The organism is Coleofasciculus sp. FACHB-1120, assembly GCF_014698845.1.
Classification (GTDB): Bacteria; Cyanobacteriota; Cyanobacteriia; order Cyanobacteriales; family FACHB-T130; genus FACHB-T130.
On sequence record NZ_JACJTV010000023.1, the window covers coordinates 42,497 to 62,871 of the forward strand.

General features: G+C 47.5%; 16 protein-coding genes. 10 read left to right on the plus strand and 6 right to left on the minus strand.

From position 1 onward, the window contains the following. Positions 1-69 precede the first annotated feature (69 nt). The 6 genes from hpsL (at position 70) to recJ (ending at position 9,468) form a co-directional block, all read left to right on the plus strand. On the plus strand, positions 70-1,797 hold the full coding sequence (gene hpsL, locus H6H02_RS18800; protein WP_190820531.1) for a hormogonium polysaccharide biosynthesis protein HpsL: 1,728 nt from the start codon (positions 70-72) through the stop codon (positions 1,795-1,797). Positions 1,798-1,846: 49 nt separating this feature from the next. Then, on the plus strand, positions 1,847-2,818 hold the full coding sequence (gene hpsN / locus H6H02_RS18805) for a hormogonium polysaccharide biosynthesis glycosyltransferase HpsN (protein WP_347342631.1): 972 nt from the start codon (positions 1,847-1,849) through the stop codon (positions 2,816-2,818). Between the two features lie 91 nt (positions 2,819-2,909). Next, positions 2,910-4,085 carry a hormogonium polysaccharide biosynthesis glycosyltransferase HpsO gene (hpsO, locus tag H6H02_RS18810; RefSeq protein ID WP_190820533.1) on the plus strand — a complete coding sequence of 392 codons (1,176 nt, stop codon included), beginning with the start codon at positions 2,910-2,912 and terminating at the stop codon, positions 4,083-4,085. A 36-nt stretch (positions 4,086-4,121) separates the two neighbouring features. Then, positions 4,122-5,303, plus strand: a complete 1,182-nt coding sequence (gene hpsP / locus H6H02_RS18815) for a hormogonium polysaccharide biosynthesis glycosyltransferase HpsP (protein ID WP_190820535.1) — start codon at positions 4,122-4,124, stop codon at positions 5,301-5,303. A gap of 224 nt (positions 5,304-5,527) precedes the next feature. After that, positions 5,528-6,676 carry an alanine--glyoxylate aminotransferase family protein gene (locus H6H02_RS18820; protein ID WP_190820537.1) on the plus strand — a complete coding sequence of 383 codons (1,149 nt, stop codon included), beginning with the start codon at positions 5,528-5,530 and terminating at the stop codon, positions 6,674-6,676. A 419-nt stretch (positions 6,677-7,095) separates the two neighbouring features. Beyond that, positions 7,096-9,468 (plus strand): single-stranded-DNA-specific exonuclease RecJ, encoded by a 2,373-nt coding sequence (gene recJ / locus H6H02_RS18825; RefSeq protein WP_190820539.1) that lies wholly within the window; start codon positions 7,096-7,098, stop codon positions 9,466-9,468. 107 nt (positions 9,469-9,575) lie between these two features. Here recJ and H6H02_RS18830 read toward each other — a convergent pair whose 3' ends face one another. Together H6H02_RS18830 and H6H02_RS18835 are read right to left on the minus strand one after the other, a co-directional pair. After that, positions 9,576-11,462, minus strand: a complete 1,887-nt coding sequence (locus tag H6H02_RS18830; RefSeq protein ID WP_190820541.1) for a serine/threonine-protein kinase — start codon at positions 11,460-11,462, stop codon at positions 9,576-9,578. 81 nt (positions 11,463-11,543) lie between these two features. After that, positions 11,544-12,257, minus strand: a complete 714-nt coding sequence (locus H6H02_RS18835; protein WP_190820543.1) for a YdcF family protein — start codon at positions 12,255-12,257, stop codon at positions 11,544-11,546. A 295-nt stretch (positions 12,258-12,552) separates the two neighbouring features. On the opposite strand from H6H02_RS18835, the gene ctpB reads away from it, so the two are divergent. After that, positions 12,553-13,860, plus strand: coding sequence for a carboxyl-terminal processing protease CtpB (gene ctpB / locus H6H02_RS18840; protein ID WP_190820544.1), 1,308 nt, complete (start codon positions 12,553-12,555; stop codon positions 13,858-13,860). Between the two features lie 47 nt (positions 13,861-13,907). Here the strand turns inward: ctpB and H6H02_RS18845 are convergent, their stop codons facing one another. Beyond that, entirely contained in the window at positions 13,908-14,420 is a 513-nt protein-coding gene (locus tag H6H02_RS18845; RefSeq protein ID WP_190820546.1) for a MogA/MoaB family molybdenum cofactor biosynthesis protein, read from the minus strand. 209 nt (positions 14,421-14,629) lie between these two features. On the opposite strand from H6H02_RS18845, the gene H6H02_RS27730 reads away from it, so the two are divergent. Further along, complete coding sequence (locus H6H02_RS27730) at positions 14,630-14,761, plus strand: hypothetical protein (RefSeq protein WP_277922576.1); 132 nt, start codon at positions 14,630-14,632, stop codon at positions 14,759-14,761. A gap of 8 nt (positions 14,762-14,769) precedes the next feature. On the opposite strand, the gene psb28 is transcribed toward H6H02_RS27730, so the two are convergent. After that, positions 14,770-15,105: a photosystem II reaction center protein Psb28 gene (psb28, locus tag H6H02_RS18850; protein ID WP_190414836.1), complete on the minus strand. Its 336-nt coding sequence runs from the start codon at positions 15,103-15,105 to the stop codon at positions 14,770-14,772. Positions 15,106-15,606: 501 nt separating this feature from the next. After that, the gene (gene cax, locus H6H02_RS18855) at positions 15,607-16,704 is read right to left on the minus strand and encodes a calcium/proton exchanger (protein ID WP_190820548.1); all 1,098 of its coding nucleotides are present in this window, start codon (positions 16,702-16,704) and stop codon (positions 15,607-15,609) included. A gap of 222 nt (positions 16,705-16,926) precedes the next feature. Here cax and H6H02_RS18860 point away from each other — a divergent pair, with 222 nt between their 5' ends. Together H6H02_RS18860 and aroF are read left to right on the plus strand one after the other, a co-directional pair. Then, positions 16,927-17,829: an EamA family transporter gene (locus H6H02_RS18860; protein ID WP_190820550.1), complete on the plus strand. Its 903-nt coding sequence runs from the start codon at positions 16,927-16,929 to the stop codon at positions 17,827-17,829. Between the two features lie 516 nt (positions 17,830-18,345). After that, positions 18,346-19,245: a 3-deoxy-7-phosphoheptulonate synthase gene (aroF, locus tag H6H02_RS18865; protein ID WP_190820552.1), complete on the plus strand. Its 900-nt coding sequence runs from the start codon at positions 18,346-18,348 to the stop codon at positions 19,243-19,245. Between the two features lie 288 nt (positions 19,246-19,533). On the opposite strand, the gene H6H02_RS18870 is transcribed toward aroF, so the two are convergent. Beyond that, the gene (locus H6H02_RS18870; RefSeq protein WP_190820554.1) at positions 19,534-20,373 is read right to left on the minus strand and encodes an SWIM zinc finger family protein; all 840 of its coding nucleotides are present in this window, start codon (positions 20,371-20,373) and stop codon (positions 19,534-19,536) included. Between the last annotated feature and the right edge of the window lie 2 nt (positions 20,374-20,375).

The following is a 20,375-nucleotide window of genomic DNA, read 5'->3' on the forward strand; positions in this document are numbered from 1 at the left end:
GATCGCCAATCCACGCATCTCAAATCAGGTGTGCCAAAATCGATGGGTACCGGCAGCTCAAGCGCCCCCATGCCGAAATCAAAGCTAAAATCCAAAAAGTCCAAAAATTCAAAACAGCAGTCTCAAACGCCAACCCTAAGTCTTAAGGAGCAGTTACTTCAAAAGCGTAAGGCACAGCAGGCGCGAAAAGAATTCATTCAATTTGTCTTTGCCAGCGTGGGGATTGCCGCCGTCCTTGCTATCTTCCTATTTCTCTCCGCTGGACCAAAAGTAGCCTTAGCTTCTCTAGCTATTCCGGCTCTGGGGTTGTCCTATAAATATCCGCGCAAAGCCCTATGGGCGTTCCTCCTTTACCTACCGATTAATGGCACCGTCACCTATTGGATTGGCGGCGGAAATGTCCTCTTCCAGCTGGCTAAAGATGGAATTTATATTCCCGCACTGCTTGCCCTGATAAAGGAGTGCCAACAGAAAAAGCTGCCCATCCTAATTTCCAAAGATATCAAGCCGAGCTTGTACATTCTGTTGGTTTTTTCAGGACTGACGCTGCTTTTTGTTAACGGCTTCCTACAGTTTTCTGGCGGTAGGTCAGGACAACCCTTTTTGCAGGGAATTTTAGGTCTAAAAGTTTTTCTAGGGTACGTTCCCCTGGCTTTTTGTGCCTACTACCTGATCCGGACAAAAAAGGAATTGCTTTTCCTAACGCGAATGCATCTGGCTCTCGCCATCATCTGCTGTATTCTTGGCTTTATTCAGTACTGGATGCTAACCAGCGGTAGATGTGTTGGCACCAGAGGACTGGTCGCTGATGCCTTGTTTAAAGCAACCCTGGATGCCAAGTGCTTTGTCGGTGGCGCTTTAGTTTACAGTCCAGAAGTCGGGATGATTCGTTTGCCAGGTACGTTTGTATCTCCCTGGCACTGGGCATGGTTCCTGATTGCCAATGCCTTTTTTACCTTTGCGACTGCCTTTTGCGACCCTTCATTTCTCTGGCGGATTGGCGGTTTGTTAGGGATGGCACTCGTCTTCGCCAATGCGGTGATCTCTGGTCAAAGAATTGCCCTGTCGCTAGTTCCCGTCGTCTTCGTACTGCTGCTCCTGCTTACAGGTCAAGTAGCGAACCTCAAACGGTTTATTCCTGTTGGAGTCGGGCTAGGTGTAGTGTTGAGCATCGCCGCCGCCGCCAACCCAGCTTTAATTCAGGAGCGGATCGATAGTTTTGTCAGCCGCTGGAATGCTTCACCTCCCCAAGCATTTATCATGGACCAATTCAATTGGGCAATGAAGAAACAGCGGGGATTTTTGGGACGGGGTTTGGGAACCGCTACCAATTCCACCCGAATTTTTGGTGATGCAGCGCTGGTTGAAACTTACTACCCGAAGATTCTCTATGAAATTGGTCCAGTTGGCACACTGGCGTTCCTAGTGTTCGTGACTTGTTTGACAGCGATTACTTTCAAGATTTACCGCTCGGTAAAAGATAAGAGTTTACGCAGTTTTGGTGCCAGTTTTTGGGTTTTGATTCTAGTGTTGAGTTACAACACTTACTGGTACCCGCTGGATACAGATGTGGCGATTTACTACTGGTTTTGTGCCGGTGTTATTTTTAGATTGCCGGAAATAGACAAGCAGGAACAAGAGAAACGATTAGCAGAGGAAGAAAATGAGGCTCAAACCACGAGGAAAGGACGCCGCAAATCAGCGAACGGAAATGAGGCTCAAACTAAGGAGAAAGGACGCCGCAAATCATCTGGAAGGCGTACTGTCGGCAAAACAAGCCCGGTACCTGCCACATAATTAAGGCAGCGATCGCTCAGTACTCAATTGCATTTCGGAGCAGTAAACCGTGAAGCCTTTGATTTCGGTAATTATCCCCACTTATGGACGTGAAGAACCTTTGCGGGACACGCTCAAAGATGTCTTGCAGCAGGACTACCCAGCCTTTGAAGTTCTGGTGGTCGATCAAACCGCTACGCACCAGCCAGAAACTCAAGCGTATCTTGAGGAATTGGCAAACAGCGGTAAAATTCGCTGGTTTCGCTTAGATTGGGCAAGTTTACCCGGTGCCCGAAATTATGCGGTACGGCGGGCAGTTGGGGAAATTGTGTTGTTTATCGATGATGATGTCCTGCTAAAGCCTGGATATTTAGAGGCTCATGCTCGCAATTATTTAGATCGCCCGGAAGTAGGTGCAGTGGCGGGGCGAGTATTCGACCGGATGAAGTTGGAAGATTCCGGCAATAAGTTGACGATTGAGGATTTGCCCCCAGAAGCGATGGATCCTGGAATTGCCTGGTACCACATAGACTTAGTGCATACCGTGAAGCCGCAGCGCGTTCTGACTGCCAGAGGCTGCAATATGTCTTTCCGGCGAGAAATTTTTACGAAGCACGGACTGCATTTTGATGAGCGGTTTCGAGGGAGTGCGGTGCGCGAAGAGTCGGATTTTTGTCTGAGGTTGCGGCAGACGGGGTATCAGATTTGGTATGACCCCGATGCCGATTTAGTTCACCTGGGAGAAGAAACTGGCGGCTGTCACGATATTAGTACGCGATCGCTCAAATACCAGTTAACCTTTTATCACAACCACTTCCTGCTGGGGCTAAAAAACCTTACCCCAAGCCAATGTCTGCGATTCTTTGCGAAGCTGTTTGACTGCCACGTACTGGGGCATCCTCCCTGCAATAAAAGCGGCTCCCCCTTGAAAATTTTGACTCGCTTTGTCTCCTACACTTTAGGCTTTCTCAACGCACTGGGTACAGTAATCCAATCCAGTTGGGAAGACGGGCAAATTTACACTCGTCAAGATGGTATTTAAACCAAAAGAACGCAAAGTAAACGCAAAGGAAAATTTTCTCTGCGAACCTCCTTTGCGTTAAAAAAAGATTTTCGCTATTAGGAGTTGCGCGATGAGGATTTTGGTCGCCAGTCACACTTATATTGTTGACCTCAACTGCGAGAAACTAAGGGCGTTAGCTCAACTGGAACCCGGAATTGAAGTAACTGTCGTTGTACCTCGCCGGTGGCAGCCTGGGGGTGTCCAAAATAAGACGATTGAAACTCAGCTACGTCAAGAAGGCTCTTTTCAAATCGTGCCGATTTCTAATTTCAGCCAGAACAACCAAGGAATGCTGACCTTTGGGGCTGATTTAATTTCATTGTTGCGCCAGTTTCGACCCCAAATTATTCAAGTAGAACAGGGTTCAAAAGCTTTAGGGTATGCTCAGCTGATTACGCTCAATCGAGTGTTGGGGTTAAAGGCGAAAAATGTGTTTTTTACCTGGTGGAACTTGCCCTACGAGCTAAAATTTCCGGTTTCTTTGCTAGAAGCTTATAATCTCCGACATACTCACGGACTGATTGCCGGAAATCAAGATGGTGTGGATATCTTGCAGCAGCGCGGCTACCACGGCCTTAGCAAGGTGATGCCGCAGCTGGGTGTAGATGACAGACTGTTCTCGCCAACACCCCAGCCAGAATTGGCAGCAAAACTGGGGATTCAACCGGATGAGTTTGTGGTCGGGTTTGTGGGGCGGTTTGTGGAGGAAAAAGGGCTGCTGACGCTGATGGAAGCGTTGAAAGGCTTACAATCACGCCCCTGGAAATTGCTTTTACTCGGTCGCGGCCCATTGCAGTCAGTACTACTAGAACAAGCCGCTGAGGCGGGGATTAAAGATAGATTGATTTTGGTGGAAAGCGTTCCCCATGACGCAGTCCCCTGTTATATCAACTTGATGAATACCCTAGTGTTACCTTCGGAAACGACTTATAAGTTTAAAACTTTGACAGCCGCTGGTTGGAAGGAACAGTTTGGTCATGTGCTGATTGAAGCGATGGCTTGCCAAGTGCCTGTAATTGGTTCTGATTCCGGGGAAATTCCGCACGTCATTGGAGATGCGGGGTTAATCTTTCCAGAGAAAGATGCAGCAGCTTTGCAAAATTGCCTAGGGCAATTGATGGAACAACCAGATTTAGCCCAGAAGTTGGGTAAGCTGGGTTATGAACGAGCGATCGCGCAATATACAAATATTGCATTAGCCAAGCAGCAATTAGATTTCTATCAACAGTTAGTCAAGAGTCAGTAGTCCTTAGAAACTGACAACTAACACCTGACAAACAAAATGAAAATTTTACAAATTGTCCCTTCGATTTCTTTAGTTTATGGGGGTCCCAGTCAGATGGTTTTGGGGCTATCAGAAGCACTGGCGTCTGAAGGGGTAGAGGTGACGGTACTAACAACAAATAGCAACGGAGATGTCGGTCAGCCGCCCTTGGATGTGCCTCTCGACCGTCCGGTGGAACAAAACGGTTATCAGGTGCGTTACTTTCCCTGTTCTCCGTTCCGGCGCTATAAGTTTTCTCTGGATTTGTTGCGCTGGTTAGCAGGACACGCCGCTGAATTTGATTTAGCTCATATCCATGCTTTATTTTCGCCTGTAACCACAGCGGCGGCGACTGTGGCGCGATCGCACCATTTACCCTATTTAATGCGTCCTCTGGGGACGCTAGACCCCGCAGATTTACGCAAGAAGAAGCAGTTGAAGCAAATTTATGCGGCACTGCTAGAACGTCCCAATTTAGCAGGTGCGGCAGGAATTCACTTCACCAGCCCCCAAGAAGCCAAGATTTCCGAACGCTTCGGAACTTCAACGCCGGACGTGGTAATTCCCTTGGGCGTCAAGCAGCCAACGATGCTCCCGAAAGGTCAAGCTAGAAGAGAATTAGGCATTCCGGAGACTCAGCCTTTGCTGCTGTTTATGTCTCGGATAGACCCGAAAAAGGGGCTAAATCTACTGATCCCAGCCTTGGAAAAACTTTTAGAAGAGGGCGCTGATTTCCATTTTGTGCTGGCGGGTGGGAACCCCCAAGATCCAACCTATGAGAACAAAATTCGCGAACAATTGCAAACGTCACCTTTACGCGATCGCACCACTATAACTGGATTTGTAACGGGTGAGTCGAAAACTGCTTTGCTACAAGATGCCGATTTATTTGTCCTACCTTCTTACTACGAAAACTTTGGCATTGCTGTAGCAGAGGCAATGTGTAATGGAACCCCAGTGGTAATTTCGGACCAAGTTTATATCTGGGAGGAAATTCAGCAAGCAGAAGCTGGCTGGGTTTGCGCTTGCGACGTGGATACTTTAACTGAACAATTACGTGAGGCACTGGCTGATGCTTCGGAACGACAGCGGCGGGGAATCAATGCCCAAGAGTACGCTTTGAAAAATTACAGTTGGAAAGCGATCGCTAAAGCAACTATCAAAGCTTACGAGAATATTATTAATAAATTAAGTAAGTAAGTAATAAACAAGTAGGGAGTTAGGACGATTTCTCGCGAGACAAACTTGGAAATCTCCCAGTCGCTGAAAGTGTTTCCCCTTCCTTGATGAGAACCGGGGATTTTGCAGTCCATCGCACTCAGGAATGTCTTTAGCAGGGGATTTTCAGTTGCCTAGAGTGACAATAGGGAGCTAACCTTTAAACTCTAAATTAGTCCCTCCCCCGATCAATCCTAGAACCAATTATGACCCTAACCTCCTCGATTAACAACACGACTCGGCTGCAACTTGCCCCTTTAGAAATCCCAACTCGTCTGCTGCTGGGTCCAGGTCCATCCAATGCCCATCCCGCCGTCCTTCAGGCGATGAATACCCCTCCGGTGGGGCACCTCGATCCAGCATTTTTAACCCTGATGGACGAAATCCAGATGTTGCTGCGCTATGTTTGGCAGACAGAAAACTCTCTCACTATTGCAGTCAGCGGTACGGGAACGGCAGCAATGGAAGCAACCCTTGCCAACGCCACCGAACCCGGTGATGTGGTTCTGGTGGGCGTTAACGGGTACTTCGGCAACCGTCTCGTGGATATGGCAGGACGATATGGTGCGGATGTGCGAACGATTACCAAACCTTGGGGGCAGGTGTTCCCCATAGACGAACTCCGAACTGCCTTAGAAACTCATCGCCCCGCGATTCTGGCTTTAGTCCATGCCGAGACATCCACGGGGGCACGCCAACCGTTAGAAGGAGTTGGCGACCTCTGTCGTGAATTTGACTGTCTGCTATTGGTGGATAGTGTTACCAGTCTGGGGGGCGTGCCCTTGTTTCTGGATGAGTGGAAGGTTGACTTAGCTTATAGCTGTAGCCAGAAAGGGTTAGGTTGTCCTCCCGGTGCTTCGCCGTTTACGATGGGTTCCCGTGCAGTAGAGAAATTGCAACAACGTGGCACGAAGGTGGCTAACTGGTATTTAGATATGACCTTGTTGAGTAAGTATTGGGGCAAGGAACGCACCTATCACCACACTGCCCCGATTAACTTGTACTATGCTCTGCGGGAAGCGTTGCGTTTGATTGCAGAAGAAGGAATCGAAAATAGCTGGACGCGCCATCAAAAGAACGTCGAGTATCTCTGGGAAGGGTTAGAAAACTTAGGACTCGATCTGCACGTTAAACGAGAGTTTCGCCTGCCAACCCTGACAACGGTTTGCATTCCAGAAGGTGTGGATGGCAAAGCGATCGCGCGTCAGCTGCTCAACGAACACAATATCGAAATTGGGGGCGGACTGGGCGAACTCGCGGGTAAAGTCTGGCGTGTCGGTCTTATGGGATTCAACAGTCGTCCAGAGACTGTGGATCGCCTCTTGGACGCATTGAAACAGGTCTTACCTCATTAGTTGAGAATTGAGGGTGCTAAGAGAAACGCACCCTCCAAAAAGGCGATCGCGCGATCGCCTTTTGTCCCAGTTCTGTCTGTCGTGATTCATCAATTTAGTGCCCAGCCTCTAATCAGGCTGTGGCAGCATTTTTATCCCATTTCACTTTACATCTGCAACAGCTCCGTCTATTGCCTCCAATTCCTCAAGGGTTGGTCGAATCAGATTAGCATCAAAAAGTGAATTAATATTAGAAAGTGGAAAGTGTTGTAGTTATGTATATTTCTGGCTAAATGATGATGCCAGTTCATATCTCTTTATTAACCACATCTGTAATCCAATTTTGTTTTTTTTGGCAATATATATCACGCCCATCTCTTCGCTAGTTTCTGGGTAATTATTGTGAGATAGGATGCCAGAAAGAAGGAGAAAAAAGAAAGATGTCACAGCAGCAACTTCAATGGCAAATCCATTCAACGGTTGAACCACCGGCGGCATTTATTGAAGAAGTCAGACTCCACGCCCCAGGATTACCCGGACATTATGCCGCACAGATGTTGTGGCAACGGGGGATTCGCGATATTGAGCAATTATCGGGGTTTTTAAATCCTCAGTTGTATCATCCGGCAAGTCCGTTTGAATTTGGGCAGGAAATGCAATGGGCTGTAGAAAGATTAATCAAAGCCCGTAACGCTGGGGAAAAAGTTGCCATTTGGGGAGATTTTGACGCTGATGGGATTACTGCAACATCGGTTCTCTGGGATGGACTGGGACAGTTTTTTACCCAGCAGCAGCTAGTTTATTACATTCCTAATCGTTTAACCGAGTCTCATGGACTCAATGAACGGGGAATTGACGCCCTTGCCCAAGAGGGAACGAAGCTAATTGTAACTTGCGACACTGGCAGCACAAATCTGAAGGAAATTGAATATGCTCATCAGCTAGAGATTGATGTAATTGTCACAGATCACCACACCTTGCCAGAGGAACGTCCAGCGTTGACAGCTATCATCAACCCCCGCTATTTATCCAATGAACATCCGATGTTTCACCTTTCCGGTGTGGCAGTTGCCTATAAGTTAGTAGAAGCACTTTATGAAACTTTGCCGGATGTTCCTCAACAGCCATTAGAAGATTTATTGGATTTAGTAGCAATTGGTTTAATTGCTGATTTAGTGCAGTTAAGCGGTGATTGTCGCTACCTGGCACAGCGAGGAATTTCAGTGCTGCAACAACAAACCAAAAAGCGAAATCGTCCTGGGGTTGCGCGTCTATTAGAATTGTGTCAGAAAAGTGGCGATCGCCCAACGGACATTTCTTTCGGTCTTGGCCCTAGAATTAATGCGGTTAGCCGCATTCAAGGCGATGCTTCTTTCTGTGTGGAGTTACTCACCAGCCGCGATGAAAAGCGCTGTCAGCAGTTGGCATTAGAAACAGAATTAGCCAATGCCCGTCGTAAATCGTTGCAAAAAGATGTCGCCACTGAAGTTAATAAAAAATTAAGCCAGTTGGACTTATCAACTACCAGCGTTATTGTTCTTTGTGATACTCAATGGCCTGTCGGGGTTTTGGGTTTAGTCGCGGGGCAAGTGGCGCAGGAAACGGGGCGTCCTACGATTTTGTTAAGTACAGAGGGCGACTTGAGTGAAAACGCTTTAGCACGCGGTTCCGCCCGTTCTGTGAATCAAGTCGATCTTTACCAGTTGGTGAAAGCGCAAGAACACCTCTTACATCGATTTGGCGGTCATCCCTTTGCGGCTGGGTTGAGTCTCCTAGTTGATAAAATTCCCCTGTTTACAGAAGCTGTTAACCAGCAATTGCGAGCTTCTGTAGGTACCCCAGATGGGACACCTTTAGCGCCGATTGTGCAGGCAGATTTGGTGTGTACGGTCAGTGAATTAGGAAGAGATTTATTTTGGGAGCTGAAACTATTAGAACCCTGCGGAATGGGCAATCCCGCACCAAAACTGCTCATTCAAAATTGCTGGTTTGAGAATAGTTGGAATAGCAATACTCAGGACTTAAAAGGCGCAAAAGTTCAATATATCAAAACTACTTTTAAAATTCGGGATGACTCTTGCGAAACTGGATTTTCAGGAATCTGGTGGGGACATTATAAGGAAGAACTACCCCAAGGTAGATGCGATGCAATTGTCGAGCTTGATTTTAATAGCTACGAAAATCCCAATAAAGGGATCAGACCTCACTATGAAGTGCGGATAATTGCCGTGCGTTCTTTAGAACAGCCGCAGCCGTTAGGCACTCCGAACCAGATAGACTGGATTTTAGACTGTCGTGAGGAGTCCGCACTTGCTACTGCTGCGCTATCAGTGTTGCCAGTTCGAGAGTGCCCCAGTAGCTGGGATGAGTTGCAAGTGTGGTTCAGGCGGGCGATTCAGGCAAATCAAACCCTCGCGATCGCTTATCCTCCCCCAGAACCTGTTCCCCCCAGCCAAATCTGGCTGCAGCTGTTAGGAATTGCCAAATACCTCAGTCGCACGGGTCAAGAGGCGACGTATACTCAACTGCACCAGAAGTTGGGGATTAGCGATCGCACTTTGCAACTCGGATTAGAAGCAATCTCTCATCTCGGCTTCCATGTCAAACAACTCGACTGGATAATTCAAGTCACTTGGCATCCCCAGGAAAATGCCCCTCATTTTGATTTAGAGAATGGACAATTGCCGAAAGCAGAGGAAGCCATCGAACAATTTATTGCAGCCGTTCAAGAAGAAAAATTTCGCCAAAGGTACTTTTATGAAATTCCTTTGTCTACCATTCAAGCGATGGCTTCTCAAACTACTATTTATTAAAAAATGAGTGGGCGATCGCATTTGTTAGCGGCGTGAGTGCAGGGCGCGATCGCTTCATGGAATCCTTTGATTCCAGAAATTGATTGAATGATGATGTCATGCAAGCCTCAATCGCACTGCCAAATCTTGATAGTATGATCCCGGCTGCCACTCACTAAAGTCTGCCCATCGGGACTAATTGCGATCGCATTCACATCTTTTGAATGCCCCTCAAGAGTATGTAAGACTTCTCCACTCGCCAAGTGCCACAGCTTAATCGTGGCATCTGCACTGCCACTTACGAGCGTTTGCCGATTCGGGCTGAAAGCAACCGCCCTCACCCAGTCTGAATGTCCCTCCAGGGTGCTGAGTAGTTGACAGCTATTGAGATCCCACAATTTAATCGTGTTATCGCTACTGCCACTAGCGAGGATTCTCCCATTGGGGCTGAAGGCGATCGCATTGACATCTCTGGAATGCCCCACTAAAGTCTCCAACACTTGACCGCTACCCAGATCCCACAACGTAATACTGTTGTCACTACTTCCACTGGCGAGGATGTGTCCATTCGGGCTAATTGCAACGGAATTCACCCCGCGTGAATTCCGAAAGGTGTGTAATAGTTCGCCGCTATCCAGGTGCCAAATCTTGATAGTTTGGTCATCGCTACCGCTAGCGATCGCTTGTCCATCCGGGCTAATCGCGACAGATATAGAGATAACCGAGTCTAAATGCCCCGCAATTGTACAATTCACAGTACCCGCAGGCAAGCTCCACAATTTCAGGGTGTTGTCTACACTTCCACTTGCCAGGAGTTGACCGTTTGGGCTAAAAGCCACGGTTAAAACCGGCTTAGAATGCTCAAGGAGAGAATTCAGCAATTTGCCAGTTTTCAGATCCCACAACTTGATCGTGCGATCGAAACCCCCACTAGCGAGAATTTGAGCATCTGGGCTAATTGCAACTGACCCAATCGAGCTTAGATGATCCGTGAGTGTGCTTACCGCTTTCCAGGTCTGAGTTCGTAGCCTTGGTGAAGAGAGGAGAATGGTCGGTCTAGCGGTTGCTGATGAAAATTGTCTCAGTGGCGGTGGGAGTGGCAGTTGTTGTTGTGGCGCGATCGCTGCTAGATTCTTCTGGGGATTCAAATCTTCCAGTACCTCAGCCACTGATTGATATCGCTTTTTAGTGCCATTTTCGATTAGTTTGTCCAGAATCCGACCGAGTTCCTCGCTAACTGGATTATTGACCAAATAATGCCGCCACACCCAAGCATCCTCAGCGGTATCAAATAAATCAAAAGGAGAAACTTGAGTTAGTAAATAGATGCACGTCACCCCCAAACTGTACAAATCGCTGGCAAAAACGGATTTTCCCCTAATTTGTTCGGGGGCAATATATTCAGGAGTACCAATCGTGGTTCCAGTTTTCAGCAGCGCTGTTCCCGTCACATATTTCGCCGCCCCAAAGTCAACCAGAACTATCTGTCCATCAGTTCGACGAATGATGTTAGCAGGTTTGATATCCCGATGAATGACGTTGTGTAAGTGGATAAACTTCAGGACAGGCAGCAAACTGTGAAATAACTCCCAAATCTGGGTTTCTTTAAATGCACCTTCTAAGACCAGTGCTTGAGCTAAATTTTGCCCCTGGATAAACTGTTGGACTAAATATTGCTGGTTATCTTGGCTAAAATGTGCCAACAGTTCGGGAATCTGTGGATGTTTGCCTAATTCATCCAACCGCACTGCTTCTTGTTTAAATAATTCTGCTGCTTTTTGGGCGTTGTTGGTGCCTAATGCTTGGGGAGCAAACTGCTTGATTACGCAACGCGGCTTCGAGGGTTTGTCTTCATCTACTGCCAAGAAGGTTTTGCCAAAGCCACCTTGACCAATGAGCTTGATAGCTCGGTAGCGCTCTCTTAGCAATAATTTCGAGCCACAACCTTGGCAAAATTTACTCCCATTTGGATTGCTGGTGGCTGTCAGGCAATCGGGATTCAGACAATAGCTCATACGGGCAACGAATCAGCTGAGTGAGTCTATCGTAACCGTGTCAGCAGCCGAATCATCGCACTATAAGTGACCCAGCGATCGCTACTGAATATTTCCCTGGTGTTCGCACTTAAAACCCCTTTGACGCCAATCTTTGATATCTACATCCTTCAGGGGAATTAATTTTGAGCATTTAGGTTCATATACCTGACTCACCGTCGCCCACAACAAGCTACGAAATACGTCCAATCCTGTCTTGAAAGAGGATTCTCGATTGCCAGGAATGCCTTGTTCCGGAACAATTTCTGGCTCTACCCAAATGCCATGAACGCCTATGAGAATCTGTGCCAGCCACTTAGCTCGCGGTAGATGGGTGCCGGAAGTGATTAATTTGACTTTTTTTACTCCCCACTCGCGTAAAATCGGCACACCATAGTAGAAGTTGCCAAAGGTGGAGTCTGCACACTTTTCTAACCAAACTTGCTCTATCGGAGCATTTTCCCGTTGAAAAATTAGCAAAATGCAAGGTTCGGCAGAACCTTGAGAAATTAATATACGGGTTTTCGGGTATTCTTTTGCTAGCTGAGCTACGTATATTTCCCTACCAATACTACCGCCTAAAACAAAATAGGCATCCACTTTCCCGGACGCTGCCGAGCGCAGAGTTAGCATAATAGTTAATAACCATGTCCCCAAGATGACGCTAAAGATAGCGATTCCCGGTAGCAGAAGTCGTCGCCATCGTCTGAAACTACCCGGACTAGCTGAGTTGATGCGATCGCGCACAGTAAAACTACCTCTGCGTTTTCCGGGCATTTTGAGACTTTGAGTAGGGTATTGAACCGATGCTTAACACTACTTTAGCTAGCCAACCAATTTTGTTGTTCTTTTACTGTGGTGGCGATTACACTTAGGTATACAAAAATTTTTAGGAGAGTCTAGTTAAATTTAGACTGTTATCCTTGTTACAGAGACGAATAAGGAGGACACTGGGCGAACTGGCACAAAATTCATGCAGCCTGGTTAATTAACCTGAGTATCTTGGAAATAGTTCGTTTCAGGCGTCACGCGGTATCTACACATTAAACCCCACCCGTTCGAGCCATCGTTCATGAATCCATCCCCAAAAAACTTTTCCTTGCTCCATGTTGCCTTCTTTGGTGGAGCGATCGCCACGACAGCAGCTTTGTCTTTCTTTGGCTCCTCCGTTCGCGCTGCCCTACAGGAAAGCCCAAAATCAGTTGTCGATGAGGCATGGCAAATTGTCAACCGCGAGTATGTTGATGGCACCTTTAATCAGGTGGATTGGCAAGCAAAGCGGCAACAGATGTTGAAGAAAAACTATAATTCCCGCGAAGATGCCTACAAAGCAATTCGGGAAGCACTGGAAACCTTGGGCGATCCCTACACTCGCTTTTTAGACCCCAAACAGTTTCAAGCACTCACCAGTCAAACCTCCGGCGAACTCTCTGGCGTCGGTTTGCGCTTGGAACTCAACGAAAAGACTCAGGCTCTTACCGTTGTAGAACCCATTGAGAATTCCCCAGCCGTGAAAGCGGGACTCCAGACTGGGGACAAGATTTTGAAAATTAATGGCAAAGCCACGAAAGGGATGAGTGTGGAGGCTGCCGCTAACCTGATCCGGGGTGAGGTGGGAACGAAAGTTACCCTGAATCTCTCACGAGAAGGAAAAGGCGACTTTGATGTGACCTTGACCAGAGCGCAGATTGAAATAGCCGCTGTCCGCCAGTCGGTCAAGCAGGAAGGCAAGTTGCGCGTTGGCTATATCCGTCTGAATGAGTTTAGCGCTCACTCCGCAGAGCAGATGCGCCGCGCCATCCAATCTTTGAATAACGACAAAGTAGATGCTTTTGTGTTGGATTTGCGGGGAAATCCGGGTGGGTTATTGCACGCGAGTGTGGAAATTGCCCGGATGTGGATGGATAAAGGTGCGATTGTCCGTACCGTAGACCGCAAGGGAGACAATGAGGCATTTACGACAAATGGCACGGCGCTGACTCAGTTACCCTTGGCGGTGCTGGTAGATGGCAACTCGGCAAGCGCCAGCGAGATTCTCTCAGGTGCGTTGAAGGATAATCGTCGAGCCACCATTATTGGCTCTCAAACCTTTGGCAAAGCCTTAGTGCAGTCGGTACATTCTCTCTCCGATGGTTCGGGTTTAGCAGTCACGATTGCCCACTACTACACGCCCAACAATACGGATATCAGCCACAAGGGGGTTACTCCTGACATCAAGATTGACCTGAACGACGACCAGCGAAAGCGTCTGGGGACGAATCCATCGCTAGTGGGAACCCAGCAAGATCCCCAATATGCTCGTGCGATCGCGGCTTTGGAAAACACCCGCTTTGCCCAACCCAATAAACCTCAACGGAGCCGACCGATTAGCGTCCGGTAAGTGCGGAGGAAGTAAGGACTGAGGAGTGAGGAGTGGAGGGCTAGACCTTACTCCTCACTTTTCTGTAGCTGGCTAACTAAGTGAACGAGTTCTGGCAAAATTAGCTGTTGGATGGCAAGTTTAACGGCATTGGTAGAACCGGGGATAGAAAATACCAATTTGGTTTGATAGACACCGGCAACGGCGCGAGATGCGATCGCCCGCGAGCCAATTTCTTGATAACTGAGAAACCGAAACAATTCGCCAAATCCAGGCAAAATTTTTGAGAGCAAGCTTTCTAGAGCGTCATAGGTGGTATCTCTCGGCGCAATGCCAGTGCCTCCATTGAAGATCAAAGCATCTAGATCCGGGCGTTGAGCGAGTGCTTGCAACTGCGCCCGAATTTGCTCCGGTTCATCTTTGAGAATGGCGTACTCTGAGACTGCGTGACCGGCATCTCGGAGTAACTGTTTAATCAATTGACCGCTTTTGTCGGTTTCGGGCGATCGCGTATCGCTAACGGTGATAACAGCGCAAGTCACTGTCATCCTCTCTGGGTCTGGGTGAGGCAGATTGGTCATGGGTAAGCTATTCCCTTAACGGTTTTAAGTTTTTAAAAACGGGCTTTTCTGGGATATCTTACTGCCACACGGATATCCGGCTTAACCCATTCCTCCGAATCTTGACTCCTGACTTTACTTAAGACTCGGTAGGGGCGCTGGCATTCAACACTATTCGGTTAAGGCAATATTTAGTGGAAATTGCCCGTCTATAGAGACGCATTAGCGAAATGGTGCATTCGCGCGGCGGCACGTTAGTGCAGTGCAGCACCATTTCGCGTCTCTACTGGAGGTTATTCGTCGGCAATATTAGCGTATCCGAAGCGGATTGCATGGGCATTGCCTGTGCCCGTAGCACTTAGCGCTTTATTTAGGACTGGCTAAGTTCCAAACCATGATCTTTTGCATACCGTTGCATGAAGCGCATGAAGCGATCCCATTCTTCAGGAGACTTCATCAGGTAAGTCGCTTGGAGGTCTTTTGCTTGACCGTTGACAAATACGCCCTTGACTTCTCTGGTCAACAGTTCTCCTTCCTCGTCAACCATGTACATCCCAGTGATTTCTCCTGAGGTTTCGGTATTAAAGGCATTGGGGCTTTCAAAATAAAACGTAGCGGTGCCATGAGCGCCACTCTTAGAGCGGGTTAGCTTTACATCCGGGATGACTTCTTCGTTGATACCTCTGGAAAATTGAATTTGAGCCATAATTCTGCCACCAAGTTTTTATGATAGATAACTTAACATTTTCTCATTATTTAGAGCGGACTGCTTCAGCTTTTACGGGTGCTTTTGGGCACTTTAGTACCTCTGATACGACCAAGAGCGTGAGTTAGGCGATCGCGTTCAAGTTGCTATTAGACATTTTTTTCTAAAAATTGGCAAAAATAAGCTTTTTCAAGGCATTTAGTAATAATTAATCTTTCAAACTCGACAATGCTACTCTAAGTGATGCTAGAAGGGAAAATTCGCTCAGAATCACCGATGCGATCGCTTTTTTGGGGTGAGATGAATTCTAAATTTTTTTCTCAGACTCAACTGCTTAATTCGCATCATCGCCTTCAATGATGCGCCGTTCGCTAGCTGTAGAGGTTAGTAGGGGTAGTAGTGCTTCCATCGCTGGAGTCGTTTGTGCAAGCACCCGTGATGAGTTAGGGATGCTGCCCTAACTCAATCACTCAAAATTTCCCAACGATCAAAAAACAGTCATCAGGCAGGATGAAAGTAAAAAGCTGCTCCCAAGACGATGTAGGTTGCTAAGAGCAGTACACCTTCTAACCAGTTAGAGCGTCCGTCTAGGCTGATAAGATTGGCAACAGTGACAGCGATCGCTACCGCAATCACTTCAAAAGGATTGAAGTTGAGATCCATTGGTTGACCAATTACAACTCCTACCAGAACTAAAATTGGAGCTACCAGCAGGGCAACTAATAAACTAGATCCCATCGCCACAGAAACAGATAAATCCATATTGTTTTTGAGAGCGACGTTGACCGCAGTTACATATTCGGCTGCACCGCCAACGAGAGGTAACAGAACAACACCTGTAAATAAGGGAGTCAAACCCAAACCCTTTGTTGCTTCCTCCACCACTCCCACAAAAATCTCTGACTCAAAGGCAACTGCAACCGTAGAGATTACTAACACACCAATCCAGAGCCAAAGATTCGGTTTGTGGGCAGTTGATTCAGCTTCAGAACCTACTGAATTTGGTGAGTCTAAATCGACTAATCCCACCTCGTAAAGATAGCTATGGGTTTTTAAAGAAAACAGTAGCGTCAGAGCATAAACTACGATTAACACAGTGGCAACTGTGAGGGAGAGATTGCGAATAGCATCGAGTGGAACACCATTTGAGGTATTGATGACTGTCGTGGGCAAAATAAGGGCGATCGCAGCTAGCGTCATAGAGGAACCATTCACCCGCGCCACAATCGGTTTGAATTCCTGTTCTTTATAGCGCACTCCTCCTAATAGCATGGAAAGTCCCATGACTAGGAGTAAGTTACTGATAATTGTTCCAGTGATACTTGCTTTTACAATGTCAACCAAGCCAGCATTGAGAGCAGCTAGGGCAATAATTAGCTCGGTCGCATTTCCAAAGACTGCATTTAATAATGCACCAATCGAAGGCCCTGTAACGATGGCGACTTCTTCAGTCGCAGTGCTTAACCAAATTGCTAGGGGAACGATAGCGATCGCTGATGTGATAAAAACTGCAAGCGAACCCCACTCTAAATATTCAGCGGCAATTGAAATCGGTACAAAAATTAGCAGGACGTAAGAAATAATTTTCTTGATTGACATAGCAAATTGTGGCTGAAATTGCAGAGCATGATGAATTTCTCCCACCCGATGAGACGTAAACAAGCAGCAATGAGTTCTCCCCTGGATAGTTGAGACGAGTCATGCTTTCACTGCTTGATGTCATCGAGAATTGGGCACCTCTCACCTCTGTAAGAATATCTGGAAACTTGTCAATTGCACCCTGCCGTTTCTCGTATGCTGATGGAGAAGCAGGAGGACTCGATGCCAGACGACAAACGAGAGGAAGGAAGAACCGCGCTGCCCCCCAATCGAGTGGGAGTGGCTCTGATAGCTGTCTCCGCGACGGGCTTTGCAACGCTGGCGATCTTCGCTAAGCTTGCCTATGCGGAAGGGTTAGATTTGCCTAGTACCCTGGCTTGGCGGTTTACAGGCGCGGCGATGGTACTCTGGGCTTGGCTAGTGTGGCGAGACGAGTGGCGCTTAAAACCGCAAGATGCGATCGCGTCCACCCTTTTGGGAGGTGTGGGGTATGCGATTCAAGCAACTCTGTTTTTTGGCGCTCTCGCTCATACCAGCGCTGGCGTTGCAGCTTTGTTGCTTTACACCTATCCCGCCTTTGTCACTGTCTTGACGTGGGTAATCGAAGGCGATCGCCCTGGCTTCTACCGGAAGATTGCCCTCGGTTTAGCCCTCACAGGCTGTTTGCTGACTGCTGATTTAGGTGGAACCACCGTGCAGCCTTTAGGGTTGCTGCTGGGGATCGCATCGGGAGCCTGGTACGCACTTTACTTGACCTTTGGGGCGAGATTAGTGCGATCGCTCTCTCCGGTGACAACCAGCGCCTATCTGTCCTTGGGAGCCGCCCTATCTTTTATGGGAGCCGCTTGCTTGGGGCGGGGGCTAATTTTCCCCCAAACGACCGTCGCCCTAGGGACAGTAGCCGGATTGGCAGCGATCGCCACGGTGCTGCCCATCATTACCCTGTTCGCGGGGATTCAGCGGTTGGGAACCTCCAGAGCTGCCATTCTCTCCACCATTGAACCCGTGGTGACGGTGCTGCTGGGAATCGTTTTCCTGGGAGAGCAACTCGTAGGCAGACAAATATTGGGAGGGTTACTGGTAGTCAGTTCGGTAGTGTTAATTCAGGCGTTCCCTCAAGATTAGGCGCTTGATTTACCCTCGCAGGGGTCTTGACGCAATTTGATCCCTTTGCTAAGTTCATGAATGAATGAACTTATTGCATAAAACTTAAACAAAAGAGTGATAAGTTCCATAGCGACCTAGAAAAAAGTGGCTTTTGCCAAAATTCTCAGGTACGCAGTCAATTTTCAGAATTAGACCCAATTAGACGCTTCCCCCTATGTTCAGCAGCCGGTTCAGCAGCAGTTTTTACTTTTATTGGTTTAGGACGGTTCACCGGCAGTGAATCCAGTGCCCGCATTGGAACCGCCCGGTGAACCGCAGAGTAAAATCTGCGGTTTTTTGTTTTAAGGAGCAACTTTTCATGGTGATGACCTATTTCAGTAGCTGGTTTTATGGCTTTTATTTTTGGCCCACAAGTTCCGGGTAAATAGCGTCATGCCAATGAATCGTCTATAGCCCGGAACTAGAAAAGGTTCCGGGCTTTTTTGTTAACTATCTCGCCCTACCCAATCTTTTAACTTCAAGGAGACTCGAACCATGATTAACGCCAAACTTGCCTCGCAATCCCACGCCAATCACCAAACTACTGTCAAACTTTCCGAACAAGTTTCCTTCGGTGGAACGGAACTTGCAATCGTTGGGGGGCCTTGTACAGTGGAAAGCTTGGAACAGATGGAAACGGTCGCTAGCCAACTCGGCGCTGCACCCGTTCAGGCGCTGCGTGGCGGTGTCTACAAACCCCGTACCTCTCCCTATGCGTTCCAGGGAATGGGAGTGGAAGGACTCCAGATTTTGGCAGATGTGCGATCGCGTTATGGCGTACCCGTCGTCACAGAAGTGATGTCAATTGGGCAAATAGAAGCGGTTGCGACTCACGCGGATATGCTGCAAATTGGGAGCCGCAATATGCAAAACTTCGATTTACTGAAAGCTTTGGGACAAGCTGGCAAGCCAATATTGCTCAAACGTGGTCTAGCTTCTACGATTGAAGAATTTGTCATGGCGGCTGAATATATTTTAAGCCACGGCAATCCTGATGTGGTGCTGTGCGAACGGGGTATCCGCAGCTTCGATAACTATACGCGCAATGTGCTAGATTTAGGCGCGGTAGCGGCTTTGAAGCAGATAACCCACTTGCCAGTCATTGTCGATCCGTCTCATGCCGTCGGTAAGCGGGAATTGGTGGCACCTTTGGCAAAGGCTGCGATCGCCTGTGGTGCAGATGGCTTGATTATTGAATGTCACCCAGAACCCGAAAAATCCGTTTCCGATGCTCGTCAGGCGCTTTCTTTAGAAGATATGGTGGATCTCGTTCATAGTTTAAGACCTGTAGCCGCAGCGGTTGGGCGACGTATATCCGAAGTAGGGGCGGGTTTCAGTTTAAAACCCGCCCCTATTCATTTCTCTGCCAAGAAACCATGTGGACTTACAGCTTAATCTTATTGATTGATTCTGCCGCGATAGCAATCCTCTTTAAGTTGTACGCGAGTATTCGTCCGCCTTGTAGAGATATGGATTATGGCGTCTCTACAAGAGTTCGCGAATCATTTAGGATTGCTATATTTGCGTTCCTTCCTAGCTCCCTTTTTAAGGGGGTTGGGGGGATATACCGCAATTTATTCTTGTGGAAATATCCAAGTCCATCGCACATTTTTGAGTGTCTTTAATTGACGTAGAGGCGCGATAATCCTTGCTTCTACAAGGCAGGAGAAATATTAAGCAGAATTACATCACATCTTTATTTTTTATTCTCACTCGCTCATAAAACTCCTCCATCACTTCAATAAAAGAACTATCTTTCTTCCAAAAAGGCGGATAATCACCCTGTTTTTTAATCAAAATTGCTGGCAAACTTGCCAAAGATGCCACTTCAACCGTTTGAGGCAGTCGCTTAGTCCCCAGCCAAAATTCTCTGGGATTTATCTTCTCAGGAACCGGAACTTTTTCCAGTGGTGTATAGTAAGACGCTGAGGATTCTAAAGGGATTTCTTTTGCTGTGAGTTCAGTAGATAAAACCTCACCTAAAGGAGATTTTGCCAGTTCCGCTTGCAGTGCTTCTTTAGATAAGCCTCTGAGTTCAAACAACAGAAACGGATTGTGGTCTAATTGGGACGCTACCAAGTAGTAGACACCCGCGATGTGTTTGCAGGGATTGGCATAATCTGGACAGGAACAGTTTGTTTTAAAATCTTTACGATTGTGGGGGAGAAGATGCAATCCCAGGTCGGAAAAAGCATCTTCAATATTATCGGGAACTTCATTCATCAGCAGCTTAGAGACAAAGCTAGCTTTTGATGAAAGGTGTTTAATCGCCTTCGACCAACTGGATTTATCAATCGGTGTAATTTCAATATTTATAATATAGGTCGGTTCTTTGTAAACTCCAAAATAGGGATTGACTGAACCTTTAACAACAGCATTAATTTCATTCTGGTCAATTTTGTAGTGGAGAACTTTTCCTCCATTCGCATAAGAACGTCCTCGTCCTAATCTCGCAGGATCGGTAAAAGCTTCTAAGGCTTGAATGAAGCGTTTTCCCCACCAGGTACGGCTAAATTGAGCCATGA

Coding starts and splice junctions, on each gene's coding strand:
- hpsL (WP_190820531.1), top strand. CDS start 70: ATGCCGAAATCAAAGCTAAAATCCAAAAAGTCCAAAAATTCAAAACAG.
- hpsO (WP_190820533.1), top strand. CDS start 2,910: ATGAGGATTTTGGTCGCCAGTCACACTTATATTGTTGACCTCAACTGC.
- hpsP (WP_190820535.1), top strand. CDS start 4,122: ATGAAAATTTTACAAATTGTCCCTTCGATTTCTTTAGTTTATGGGGGT.
- H6H02_RS18820 (WP_190820537.1), top strand. CDS start 5,528: ATGACCCTAACCTCCTCGATTAACAACACGACTCGGCTGCAACTTGCC.
- recJ (WP_190820539.1), top strand. CDS start 7,096: ATGTCACAGCAGCAACTTCAATGGCAAATCCATTCAACGGTTGAACCA.
- H6H02_RS18830 (WP_190820541.1), bottom strand. CDS start 11,462: ATGAGCTATTGTCTGAATCCCGATTGCCTGACAGCCACCAGCAATCCA.
- H6H02_RS18835 (WP_190820543.1), bottom strand. CDS start 12,257: ATGCCCGGAAAACGCAGAGGTAGTTTTACTGTGCGCGATCGCATCAAC.
- ctpB (WP_190820544.1), top strand. CDS start 12,553: ATGAATCCATCCCCAAAAAACTTTTCCTTGCTCCATGTTGCCTTCTTT.
- H6H02_RS18845 (WP_190820546.1), bottom strand. CDS start 14,420: ATGACCAATCTGCCTCACCCAGACCCAGAGAGGATGACAGTGACTTGC.
- H6H02_RS27730 (WP_277922576.1), top strand. CDS start 14,630: ATGGTGCATTCGCGCGGCGGCACGTTAGTGCAGTGCAGCACCATTTCG.
- psb28 (WP_190414836.1), bottom strand. CDS start 15,105: ATGGCTCAAATTCAATTTTCCAGAGGTATCAACGAAGAAGTCATCCCG.
- cax (WP_190820548.1), bottom strand. CDS start 16,704: ATGTCAATCAAGAAAATTATTTCTTACGTCCTGCTAATTTTTGTACCG.
- H6H02_RS18860 (WP_190820550.1), top strand. CDS start 16,927: ATGCCAGACGACAAACGAGAGGAAGGAAGAACCGCGCTGCCCCCCAAT.
- aroF (WP_190820552.1), top strand. CDS start 18,346: ATGATTAACGCCAAACTTGCCTCGCAATCCCACGCCAATCACCAAACT.
- H6H02_RS18870 (WP_190820554.1), bottom strand. CDS start 20,373: ATGGCTCAATTTAGCCGTACCTGGTGGGGAAAACGCTTCATTCAAGCC.